Below are 14,499 nucleotides of genomic sequence, written 5' to 3'. Positions count from 1 at the left end.
TATTAACTTTTAAACATGTAGGCACTGACTGTATATTTATATATATCCATCTGATATACTATATTTTATATAATAATTTAAGTTAATACATGTTTACTATGGTTAAAAAATTATTCCCCTTGTTGTGTGCTCTATTATGTGTTTTTTCACAACGTTCTTATAGTAATATCTATTCGAAATCTGATAATTCCTCCTCCCATATCTCCCAAACAAATAACTCTAACTACAAATATTATAACTTCGTTTTTAAAGAAAAAACTGTAACCTATACAGGAGAGACATTTTATCATGAACCAACTAATGTTCCTCATAATGTAACGGTGAAGTATGATAAAAATGGCTTCGTTAATGCTGGTTCATATATTGTAAAAGCTTACTTTTACAATGAAAACAATATTTTAATTTCAACAAAATCCGCTAGGCTTAATATTGACAAAGCTAGAATTACAGGTGTTACTTTACGAAAAAAAGAAGTTGTATATGATGGTTCTAAACATTCTCTTGAAATAAGTGGAGAATTACCTGAAGGAGTCACTGCTACTTATCAAAATAACTCTCATACCAATGCAGGAGTGTATAAAATGAGCGTTCGACTAGCAGGAAAAAATCACATTACTAGTACTCGTTCTAACACCCTTACTATACTCCCAATAGATATATCGAGTAAATATACCTTAACTAGTCAGATGTTTGTTTATGATGGACAATCAAAGTCTATTTTCCTAAATCAAAAACTACCTTCTGGTCTTTATATATCTTATAAAGGTAATAATCAATCAGAAATAGGCTCCCACTTAGTGACTGCTACAATAACAGGTAGTAAAAATTACACACCAATTCCTCTAGAACTAAAAGCTACTATAACAATTACTAAAGAGGAAGTATCAGAAGAGCTTCCTGGTATAGAAAATATTACTTTTGAAAACCTTACCACTCCATACACTGGATCAACTATATCTATATTAGCTAATAATCTACCTGATAATGTTATTGTAAAATACAGTAAAAATGACTATCGAGAAGTTGGTCATTATCAAATAAAGGCTTCTTTCTATTTTAAAAACATTCTCCTTGGTACCAAAACAGCTTTTCTTACAATCGAAAAGGCTAGAATTACAGGAGTTACCTTTAATAAAACATCTGTTTTATATAATGGAGAACCTCATACTCTATTACTAAAAGGAGATTTACCTAATGGAGTGACTGCTATTTACTCTAATAACAAACACACTAATGCTGGTACTTACAAAGCAACAGTAAAACTTACAGGAGAAAATTATATTACAAGTACTAGAACAAACACTTTAACAATAACGCCAATTGACTTAACTCAAATTATTGAATTTAAAAGTCAAACTTTTAAATATGATGGGATTGTTAGGTTCTTAAAAATTACCTCTCCTTTACCTAAAGAACTAAAAGTATCCTATAAAAATAATGGACAGAATGCTATAGGAAACCATCAAATAGAAGCTACTATTACTGGTAGTGATAACTACACACCAATGCCATATAGAGTATCTGCAACTTTATCAATTACTAAAGCACAAGAAGAATTACCATCTCTTGATAGTGTAATCTTTGAACATAAAACAGAAACATATACAGGAGAGGTCATCTCGATTGACGCAACGAACCTTCCAAACTTAGTTACTGTAAAATATAACCAAAATGAGTACATCAATACTGGTGTTTATCAAGTAGTCGCTTCATTCTACTATAAAGACATCTTATTAGGAACTAAATCTGCAACACTAACTATCGAGAAAGCACGTATCATTGGAGTCAAGTTTAGTAAAAAAGAAGTAACCTACGATGGCAAAGAGCACGAACTATTACTAGAAGGGGAATTGCCTTTAGGCGTAACAGTTACTTATAAAAACAATATTCATAAGAATGCAGGTACTTATAAAGCTTCCGTTACCTTAACAGGAGACAACTATATCTCAAGTACGAGATCAAACGAGCTAATCATATTACCTGCTGATATCACTCAACTAGTAGAGCTAAAAAGTGAGTCGTTTATATATGACGGTAAACCGAAGTCACTAGCTATTACAGGTGAAATACCTCAAGAACTAACACTTACTTATACTAATAACACACATACAGCAATAGGTAATCACACAGTAACAGCAACATTAGATGATAGTGATAACTATACACCGATGCCTTATACCCTGTCTGCTACTTTGTCCATTACTAAGAAGCAAGAAGAATTACCTTCCCTTAATAATGTAATATTTGAACACAAAACAGAAACGTACACTGGAGAGGCTATTTCAATCGAAGCAACGAACCTTCCTAATAACGTAAGAGTCTCTTATGATAAGAACCAGTATACTGACGCTGGTATTTATCACGTAATAGCTTCTTTCTATTTTAAAGATATCTTACTAGGTACAAAGTCTGCTACACTAACTATCGAAAAAGCACGTATTACGGGAGTGAAGTTTAGTAAAAAAGAACTAACCTATGATGGCAAAGAACACGAATTATTACTAGAAGGTGAACTACCTCTAGGGGTAACTGCTACTTATAAGAACAATACTGGAACTAACACAGGTATCTATAAAGCTTCAGTAAAATTAGAAGGAGACAACTATATCACAAGTACGAGATCAAACGAGCTAATCATATTCCCTGCTGATATCACTCAATTAGTCGAGCTAAAAAGCCAGTCGTTTATATATGATGGCAAGCCGAAGTCACTAACCGTTACAGGAGAAGTCCCTCAAGAACTAACACTTAGTTATCAAAACAACAAACATACAGAAATAGGGAACCACACAGTAACAGCGACATTAGATGGTAGTTCTAACTACACTCCGATGCCTTATACCCTATCCGCAACTTTATCAATTACAAAGAAAGAGGAAGAATTACCTTCTTTAGACAAAGTGATTTTTGAGCATAAAACAGAGACGTATACAGGAGAAACAATCTCAATAGAAGCTACTAACCTTCCTAATAACGTAAGAGTCTCTTATGATAAGAACCAGTATACTGACGCTGGTATTTATCACGTAATAGCTTCTTTCTATTTTAAAGATATCTTACTAGGTACAAAGTCTGCTACACTAACTATCGAAAAAGCACGTATTACGGGAGTGAAGTTTAGCAAGAAAGAAGTAACCTACGATGGTAAAGAGCACGAGCTATTATTAGAGGGTGAACTACCTCTAGGGGTAACAGTTACTTATAAAAACAATATTCATAAGGATGCAGGTACATATAAAGCTTCCGTTACCTTAACAGGAGACAATTATATCACAAGTACCAGATCAAACGAGCTCATCATACTACCTGCTGATATAACTCAATTAGTGGAACTAAAAAGTGAGTCGTTTATATATGACGGTAAACCGAAGTCACTTGCTTTTACAGGTGAAATACCTCAAGAACTAACGCTTACTTATCAAAACAACAAACATACAGAAATAGGCAATTACACTGTCACAGCAACATTAAGTGGTAGCTCTAACTATACGCCGATGCCTTATACCCTATCTGCTACACTATCAATTACTAAAAAACAAGTAGAACTACCATCCCTTGATAATGTATTCTTTGAACACAAAACAGAAACGTATACTGGTGAAGTAATTGCTATAGAAGCGACTAACCTTCCTAATAACGTAAGAGTTTCTTATGATAAGAACCAATATATTGACGCTGGTACATATCAAGTAGTAGCTTCATTCTACTTTAAAAATATCTTACTAGGAACTAAGTCAGCTACACTGACTATCGAGAAAGCACGTATCACGGGAGTCAAGTTTAGTAAAAAAGAAGTAACCTACGATGGTAAAGAACACGAACTGCTATTAGAAGGAGAACTACCTAAAGGAGTAATTGTTACCTATAAAAACAACAGAGCGACTAATGCAGGTACATATAAAGCTTCTGTAAAATTAGAAGGGGACAACTACATCACAAGCACCAGATCAAACGAGCTCATCATACTTCCTGCTGATATCACTCAACTAGTGGAGCTAAAAAGTGAGTCGTTTATATATGACGGTAAGTCTAAGTCACTTGCTATATCAGGTGAAGTACCTAAAGAACTAACACTTACTTATCAAAACAACAAACATACAGAAATAGGGAACCACACAGTAACAGCAACATTAAATGGTAGTGATAACTACGCACCGATGCCTTATACCCTATCTGCTACGTTATCGATTACCGAAGAACAGGAAGAGCTACCATCTCTTGATAGTGTAATATTTGGACACAAAACAGAAACATATACAGGAGAGGTTATTTCAATCGAAGCGACTAACCTACCTAATCTAGTTACTGTAAAATACAGCCTAAATGAGTACATCAACACGGGTGTTTATCAAGTAATCGCTTCCTTCTATTTCAAGGACATCTTACTAGGAACTAAATCTGCTACACTGACTATCGAGAAAGCACGTATTACAGGAGTGAAGTTTAGCAAGAAAGAAGTAACCTACGATGGTAAGGAACATGAGTTACTATTAGAAGGAGAATTACCTCTAGGAGTAACCGCTACTTATAAAAACAATATTCATAAAGATGCAGATACTTATAAAGCTTCAGTAAAATTAGAGGGAGATAACTATATCACAAGTACGAGGTCAAACGAGCTCATCATACTACCTGCTGATATAACTCAATTAGTGGAATTTAAAAGCCAATCATTTATCTATGACGGTAAGCCAAAGTCACTAGTTGTTACAGGTGAAGTACCTCAAGAACTGACACTTACTTATGCTAATAATACACACACAGAGGTAGGCAATCACATAGTAACAGCAACATTTAGTGGTAGCTCTAACTACACTCCGATGCCTTATACGCTGTCTACTACGTTATCGATTACTAAGAAGCAAGAAGAATTACCTTCTTTAGACAAAGTGATCTTTGAACACAAAACAGAAACGTACACTGGAGAGGCTATTTCAATCGAAGCAACTAACCTTCCTAATAACGTAAGAGTCTCTTATGATAAGAACCAATATATTGACTCAGGTACATATCAAGTAGTAGCGTCATTCTATTTCAAGGACATCTTACTAGGAACTAAGTCAGCTACACTAACTATCGAGAAAGCACGTATCACAGGAGTAACGCTTAGTAAAAAAGAAGTAACCTATGATGGTAATGAACACGAACTTCTACTAGAAGGAGAACTGCCTTTAGGCGTAACTGCTACTTATAAGAACAATACTGGAACTAACGCAGGTACATATAAAGCTTCGGTAAAATTAGAAGGAGACAACTATATCACAAGTACAAGATCAAACGAGCTAATCATATTACCTGCTGATATCACTCAACTAGTAGAGCTAAAAAGTGAGTCATTTATATACGATGGTAAGTCGAAGTCACTAATAATTACAGGTGAAGTACCTCAAGAACTAACACTTACTTATACTAATAATACACATATAGAAATAGGCAATTACACTGTCACAGCAACACTAAGTGGTAGTGATAACTACGCACCTATCCCTTATACATTATCTGCTACATTATCGATTACACAAAAAGAGGAAGAGCTACCATCCCTTAATAATGTAATCTTTGAACACAAAACAGAGACATATACAGGAGAAGTAATCTCGATTGAAGCGACTAACCTTCCTAATCTAGTTACTGTAAAATACAACCTAAATGAGTACATCAACACAGGTACATATCAAGTAATAGCTTCTTTCTATTTCAAGGATATCTTACTAGGAACTAAGTCAGCTACACTAACTATCGAGAAAGCACGTATTACAGGAGTCAAGTTTAGTAAAAAAGAAGTAACCTACGATGGCAAAGAGCACGAACTTCTATTAGAAGGAGAACTACCTCTAGGCGTAACAGTTACTTATAAAAACAATATTCATAAGAATGCAGGTACTTATAAAGCTTCTGTAAAATTAGAAGGAGATAATTACATCACAAGTACCAGATCAAACGAGCTAATCATACTACCTGCTGATATCACTCAACTAGTAGAGCTAAAAAGTGAGTCATTTATATACGATGGTAAGTCGAAGTCACTAATAATTACAGGTGAAGTACCTCAAGAACTAACACTTACTTATACTAATAATACACATATAGAAATAGGCAATTACACTGTCACAGCAACACTAAGTGGTAGTGATAACTACGCACCTATCCCTTATACATTATCTGCTACATTATCGATTACTAAAAAACAAGTAGAATTACCTTCTTTAGAGGGGATAATCTTTGAACACAAAACAGAAACGTACACTGGAGAGGCTATTTCAATCGAAGCAACGAACCTTCCTAACTTAGTTACTGTAAAGTACAATCAAAATGAATACATCAATACTGGTGTTTATCAAGTAGTCGCTTCCTTCTACTTCAAAGACATCTTACTAGGAACAAAATTAGCAACTCTTACGATCGAAAAAGCACGTATCACTGGAGTAACATTTAGTAAAAAAGAAGTAACTTATAATGGCAAAGAACACGAACTTCTATTAGAAGGTGAGTTACCTCTAGGCGTAACTGCTACTTATAAAAACAATATTCATAAGAATGTAGGTACTTATAAAGCGTCTGTAAAATTAGAAGGGGACAACTACATCACAAGCACTAGATCAAACGAGCTCATCATACTTCCTGCTGATATCACTCAATTAGTGGAACTAAAAAGCGAGTCGTTTATATATGACGGTAAGCCAAAGTCACTTATGATATCAGGCGAAGTACCTAAAGAACTAACACTTACTTATCAAAACAACAAGCATACAGAAATAGGCAATCATAAAGTAACAGTAACATTAAGTGGTAGTTCTAACTACACTCCGATGCCTTATACCTTATCTGCTACGCTATCAATTACTAAAAAACAAGTAGAATTACCTTCTTTAGAGGGTGTAATCTTTGAACATAAAACAGAAACATATACAGGAGAGATCATCTCGATTGACGCAACGAACCTTCCTAATAACATAAGAGTAACTTATGATAAGAACCAGTATACTGATGCTGGTATTTACCAAGTAATAGCTTCCTTCTATTTCAAGGACATCTTACTAGGAACTAAGTCTGCTACACTGACTATCGAAAAAGCACGTATCACTAGAGTGAAATTTAGTAAGAAAGAAGTAACCTATAATGGTCAAGAACATGAACTTCTATTAGAAGGTGAATTGCCTCTAGGCGTAACCGCTACTTATAAAAATAATAAGGCTACTAATGCAGGTATCTATAAAGCTTCGGTAAAATTAGAAGGAGACAATTACATCACAAGTACGAGATCAAACGAGCTCATCATACTTCCTGCTGATATCACTCAACTTGTCGAGCTAAAAAGCCAGTCGTTTATATATGATGATAAACCGAAGTCACTAGCTGTTACAGGCGAAGTCCCTCAAGAACTAACACTTACTTATGCTAATAATACACATACAGCAATAGGCAATCACATAGTAACAGCAACATTAAGTGGTAGCTCTAACTACACTCCGATGCCTTATACGCTGTCTGCGACTTTATCCATTACACAAAAAGAGGAAGAGTTACCTTCTTTAGAGGGTGTAATCTTTGAACACAAAACAGAAACCTATACAGGAGAGACAATCTCAATTGAAGCTACTAACCTTCCTAATAACGTAAGAGTCTCTTATGATAAGAACCAGTATACTAACATTGGTGTTTATCAAGTAATAGCTTCATTCTACTTCAAGGGCATTTTATTAGGAACTAAGTCTACTACACTGACTATCGAGAAAGCACGTATTACGGGAGTCAAATTTAGTAAGAAAGAAGTAATCTACGATGGTCAAGAACACGAATTATTACTAGAAGGTGAACTACCTCTAGGCGTAACTGCTACTTATAAAAATAACAGAGCGACTAACGCAGGTACGTATAAAGCTTCTGTAAAATTAGAAGGAGACAATTATATCACAAGCACTAGATCAAATGAGCTCATCATACTACCTGCTGATATCACTCAATTAGTCGAGCTAAAAAGCCAGTCGTTTGTATATGACGGTAAGCCAAAATCACTAGCTGTTACAGGTGAAGTTCCACAAGAACTAACACTTACTTATACTAACAATACACACACAGAAGTAGGTAACCATACTGTCACAGCCACACTAAGTGGTAGTAGTAATTATACACCAATGCCATATAGAGTATCTGCGACTTTATCAATTACTAAAGTACAAGAAGAATTACCTTCTTTAGACAAAGTGATTTTTGAACACAAAACAGAAACGTACACTGGAGAAGTAATCTCGATTGAAGCAACTAATCTTCCTGACTTAGTAACTGTAAAATACAACCTAAATAAGTACATCAACACGGGTACATATCAAGTAGTAGCGTCATTCTATTTCAAGGATATCTTACTAGGAACTAAGTCAGCTACACTGACTATCGAGAAAGCACGTATTACAGGAGTGAAGTTTAGTAAGAAAGAAGTAACCTACGATGGCAAAGAACACGAGCTTCTACTAGAAGGAGAACTACCTCTAGGTATAACAGCAACTTATAAAAACAATATTCATAAGAATGCAGGTACTTATAAAGCTTCGGTAAAATTAGAAGGAGACAATTATATCACAAGTACCAGATCAAATGAGCTCATCATACTACCTGCTGATATCACTCAACTTGTCGAGCTAAAAAGTAAATCCTTTATATATGATGGTAAGCCAAAGTCACTTATAATATCAGGTGAAGTTCCACAAGAACTAACACTTACTTATACTAACAATACACACACAGAAGTAGGTAACCATACTGTCACAGCCACACTAAGTGGTAGTAGTAATTATACACCAATGCCATATAGAGTATCTGCGACTTTATCAATTACTAAAGTACAAGAAGAATTACCTTCTTTAGACAAAGTGATTTTTGAACACAAAACAGAAACGTACACTGGAGAAGTAATCTCGATTGAAGCAACTAATCTTCCTGACTTAGTAACTGTAAAATACAACCTAAATAAGTACATCAACACGGGTACATATCAAGTAGTAGCGTCATTCTATTTCAAGGATATCTTACTAGGAACTAAGTCTGCTACACTTACTATTGAGAAAGCGCGTATCACAGGAGTAAAGTTTAGTAAAAAAAAAGTAACCTATGATGGTAAAGAACACGAACTACTACTAGAAGGAGAACTACCTCTAGGCGTAACAGTTACTTATAAAAACAATATTCATAAGAATGCAGGTACTTATAAAGCTTCTGTAAAATTAGAAGGAGATAATTACATCACAAGTACCAGATCAAACGAGCTAATCATATTACCTGCTGATATTACTCAACTTGTCGAGCTAAAAAGTGAGTCGTTTACATATGATGGTAAGCCAAAGTCACTAGCTGTTACAGGTGAAGTACCTCAAGAACTAACACTTACTTATACTAATAATACACATACAGCAATAGGGAATCACACAGTAACAGCAACATTAGATGGTAGTAGCAACTATACGCCAATGCCTTACTCTCTGTCTGCTACATTATCGATTACACAAAAAGAGGAAGAATTACCTTCTTTAGACAATGTAATCTTTGAACACAAAACAGAAACATATACAGGTGAGATTATTTCAATTGAAGCTACTAATCTTCCTGACTTAGTAACTGTAAAATACAACCAAAATGAGTACATCAATACTGGTGTTTACCAAGTAGTAGCTACCTTCTACTTTAAAGATATTCTACTAGGAACTAAGTCTGCTACACTAACTATCGGAAAAGCACGTATTACGGGAGTGAAGTTTAGTAAAAAAGAAGTAACCTACGATGGTAAAGAACACGAACTACTATTAGAAGGAGAACTACCTCTAGGCGTAACTGCTACTTATAAAAACAATATTCATAAGAATGCAGGTACGTATAAAGCTTCTGTAAAATTAGAAGGAGACAATTATATCACAAGTACTAGATCAAACGAGCTAGTCATATTACCTGCTGATATCACTCAATTAGTCAAGCTAAAAAGCAAATCATTTATTTATGACGGTAAACCAAAGTCATTAGTCATTACAGGTGAAGTACCACAAGAATTGACGCTTACTTATCAAAACAACAAGCATACAGAAATAGGCAATCATATGGTAACAGCTATACTTAGTGGTAGTGATAACTATACACCAATACCTTATACTCTGTCTGCTACATTATCGATTACTGAAGAGCAGGAAGAACTCCCTACATTAGATAATATAATTTTTAAAGATATAGTTGCTATTTACAGTGGTCAACCCTACAAGATTATTGCTACAAACCTTCCTCAGGATGTAACTGTAAAATACAGTGATAACTCCTTTACTAATTCAGGTGTTTATATCATCACTGCAGACTTCTATTATCAAGATATTTTATTAGGACATAAAAGAGCAACGCTTACTATAGAGAAAGCTCCCATCACTAGTGTAAAGTTCAGTAAAAAAGAAGTTAATTATACAGGTACAGCACATCAGCTCCTACTAGAAGGAGAGTTACCTCAAGGAGTAAAAGCAACCTATCAAAACAATAAACACATTGATGCAGGAGAATATAAAGCTTCCGTAAAACTAGAAGGAGACAATTATATCACAAGTACTCGTACAAATCTATTGATCATTCGACCAGCAGATCTGACTAGATTAGTGAGCTTAAAGAATCAATCGTTCAAGTATGATGGACAGCCAAAATCTTTAAATATAGAAGGGCATATACCTCAAGGGCTACGTATTACTTATCAAAACAATACGCATACAGACATTGGACACTATACAGTTACAGCCACATTAGAAGGAAGTAGTAACTACACTCCTATGCCTTATACAATGACGGCAATATTAGCCATAAGCCACGAAGGCGAAACTCTACCAATGCTGGACAACGTTATATTTGAGAACAAATCAGTTACTTACAATGGTAACTCTCATAAACTAGAAGCATACAATATTCCTAATGAAGTCAATGTAGAATATGACAGAAACTACTATGACAACGCAGGAGAATATAGTATAAAAGCTTCTTTCTATTATAAATCAATACTTATTGGTACTAAAACAGCCAAATTAACAATAGAGAAAGCTAAACTAACTAATATCACATTTAGCAAACTTATAGTGGATTATACAGGTAAACCTCAGAAGATCTTAATCAAAGGAAAACTGCCTAAAGGAGTGACTGCCACTTACGAAAATAATATTCACACAGACGCAGGCATTTACAAAGCTAGTGTTACACTAGAAGGCGATAATTATATTACTAGCAAACGCACAGCTAATCTTACAATCAAGCCACTTGATATACACAAATTCATTTCATTTCCTAACCAAGCTTTTGTATATGACGGTCAACCTAAAACACTTACCTTGACAGGAAACTTACCCCATCCTCTAAAAGTGACTTATGAAAACAATACACATACAGAAATAGGGAAATATCAAGTAAAAGCGACCATTGAAGGAAGTAGTAATTATGCTCCAATGCCTTATGTAATAACAGCAACTTTGGTCATCAGAAGTGATGATGAAGCAGCTGATATAGTTGAATTATCTATTAATGAACAAGTGTTTAAAAACCCAACCAATAAGATAACATACATCTTGCCTTGTGGAGAAAAATATGCTCGAATAGAGTTTAATGAATTAAGTGCAGGAGCTTTTATCACTAACAACATAAAAGAGGAATACTTATTACATTATGCAGGTACGTTTACAATTCCTGTAACAGTTAAATCTGAATCACAGACACTCACTAGAGAATACACAATAGAACTAATCAGACCCGTACCTTTCGAAAAAGTAGCGATAATGAAGCCAGATAATTCTTTTGTCATAAATATGAACTCAGCCACAAACGGAGGTTTTAACTTCACCTCATTTAATTGGTATAGAGATGATATGCTAGTGAGTACAAATAACTATTATGTAGCAGGAGCGTACAGTGATATCAATAACAATAATCAAGTTCAACATCACTTAATACTGACAACGGATAAAGGAGAAAAAGTCTATACCTGTAAACAAATTATAGAGATCAATAATACAAACAAGGTCAAACTGTTCCCAAATCCAGTAAATCAAAACAAAATAATCAATATTGTTTTTGATATGGATAGAACCACTTTTAGTCCTGCTAGGCTAGAAATATATTCTATACTAGGAAACAAGGTATTAGAGGCAGAACTTCCCAACCGAGAGAACAGTGTTCACCTCCCACCACATTTACAAAGTGGTAAATACATCGCAGTTATTCTAATCAATAACGAAAAGAAAATTATCAACTTCATCATCAAATAATTTTTTACTTTCTGTTTATACTTCCGAAAGGTTGAATCTCATCACTGAGTTCAACCTTTCTTTTTTTAATAATCTCAGTAAACCCTACTACACCTCTTTTGTCATTCTGAGCTTGCGAAGAATCCCATCCTACATGATTGTAGAGTTACGTGTGAGACCCTTCCTATCGTAAGTGTGACATAGATAACGGATTAGTAGTTCCGTGTTATATGATTAACAATTAATATTTCCAGTTGTAATCATTCTGAGCTTGCGAAGAATCCCATCCTACATGATTGTAGAGTTACGTGTGAGACCCTTCCTATCGTCAGGGTGACATAAATAACGGATTAGTAATTCCGTGTTATATGATTAATATTTCCAGTTGTAATCATTCTGAGTCTACGAAGAATACCATCCTATACATCCACTCCTAATGTCCATTCTGAGCCTGCGAAGAATCTCATCCTATAGAGAAATACTAGTGAGATAATTACATACACTACCCTCACAGAATTACCCCAAAACTTAAAAACACTTTTTCTTCTTTTCGTTCTGATTACAGTCAAAAAATAAGAATACCCTCTCTAATTTCTCTTCTTTCCTTCACTTGTCTCCTCTTGAAGAAAACCAATCCTGCTAAAAGGTTCCTTTTTTCTAATTTTTTTTAATTGCACAAAAACATTATAAGTTGTATATCAGTTATTTATTAGAAATCCTAATTATACCAACTACTTGACAAGGTCAGTAAAAATACACTACAAGAGTCTTTCCTTGGACAATAGTTGGAGAATACTAGGACAATAACGGGGTTAAAGCAACTTTTGCCCAATAATACTCCTTTTATACTTCTTCTACTCTTCTTTTATGAAAACTTAATATGATCATACAGCATTAAAAATAAGCTCTATAGAAGGCGAAATCATTCGCTTTGATATTCTTCATTTCATGTCCTCATTTTTATAAAGTGTGATGTACATTAGGACAACTTCTTTTATCGATTGTTTGAACAGTTAAATAATCATATATCAGTATTTTATATCTTGTAATAACCAAAAAACGAGATAATCATGGCAGAAATCAAAGAAGGAATATTAGGTGCTGTAGTAGGAAAAGTAGGAACCGTAGTGGGCGTACTGTGGAGAGGAAGAAATATACTCCGCGCTAAGCCCTTAAAATCAAGTAAAAAAGCGACTGAAGCACAATTGAAACAATGGGATAAGATGAGTCTCGTATCTACCTTCGCTAGTAAATTCAAGGATTTTGTCAATGCGCATTGCCCTGCGGTCTACAACGGAGAGAAATGGATGACAGGAAAAGAACAAATGATTTCTAGACTGATGAAACAAGGCATCGCAATACATGAAGGAGAGCAATATGTACAAATAGACAAGGTGCTGCTCTCTATCGGAACTCTTGCTCCTGCTGTGATTAAGAAAATAAGTAGACTCAAAACAGGTAAGCTAAAAGTACAATGGGATAATCATCTGATCAATCCCCTGACGCTAGATACAGACGTACTAACGATTATGGCGTATCACGAAGAATTAGATAAATTCACGACCATCTCTAATATCGGGCAACGCAAAGATAGATATACTCACTTCTCTTTACCTAAGGAATGGCAAGAGGGGAAAGTCTATCTGTGGAGTATGTGGAAAGCACAAGACAGTAATGTACATAGTACAAGTTGCTTTCATGGAACATTAGAAATGGATATTGAGGGGGCTGGATATGAGGGAACAGGGAACCGAGAAACAGATAACAGGGAAACAGATAACAGGGAAACTGAGAATAAGGAAACTGGGAACAGAGAAACAGATAACATGGAGACTGGAAACGAGGGAACACTTGTTCCTATAACGGATAATGTAAGTGAATCCTCTCTTCCTATCCCACTTATGGAAGAAGAGTCCATAACTAAAAAAGAACTACCGCCTGGACTCATTCGTCAAGTCAGAAAGAAAATCATAAAAGAAATAAAGTCAAGAGAGTTTTCTAGTAGAGATAATACGCATGAAGAGATTATTTATGGAGCGCGGTCTGTCTTAGAAGCATTGAAGGCTGAAAAGGAACAGAGAGAGTGAAATAGCAAAGGTTAATTCACAGCACGTTATTCTTTAAATCTAATGGGATATAATTAGTTTTAACCCAGATTATGCAATAGACATATAAACGAAAAGTAATTATACAAAATAGGTTTGAATTAGTGATAAAAGCATACTATAGTATGGTTTTAGAGCTAATGAAAGAA

General features: G+C 34.7%; 2 protein-coding genes. Both read left to right on the top strand.

The genetic code is table 11. The annotated features are described in order from the left end of the window. The first annotated feature begins 98 nt into the window (after positions 1–98). A complete protein-coding gene (locus tag BK054_RS11940; RefSeq protein WP_156860096.1) occupies positions 99–12,266 on the top strand; it encodes a T9SS type A sorting domain-containing protein in 12,168 nt (4,055 codons plus the stop codon). A gap of 1,049 nt (positions 12,267–13,315) precedes the next feature. Beyond that, positions 13,316–14,332, top strand: a complete 1,017-nt coding sequence (locus tag BK054_RS11935) for a DUF6266 family protein (RefSeq protein ID WP_071307299.1) — start codon at positions 13,316–13,318, stop codon at positions 14,330–14,332. Positions 14,333–14,499: the final 167 nt, after the last annotated feature.

The sequence above is a fragment of the Myroides sp. ZB35 genome, assembly GCF_001865835.1.
Taxonomy (GTDB): domain Bacteria; phylum Bacteroidota; class Bacteroidia; order Flavobacteriales; family Flavobacteriaceae; genus Flavobacterium; species Flavobacterium odoratimimum.
The sequence above is the reverse complement of the archived record's forward strand: the minus strand, read 5'-3'. Positions and strand labels throughout refer to the sequence as shown.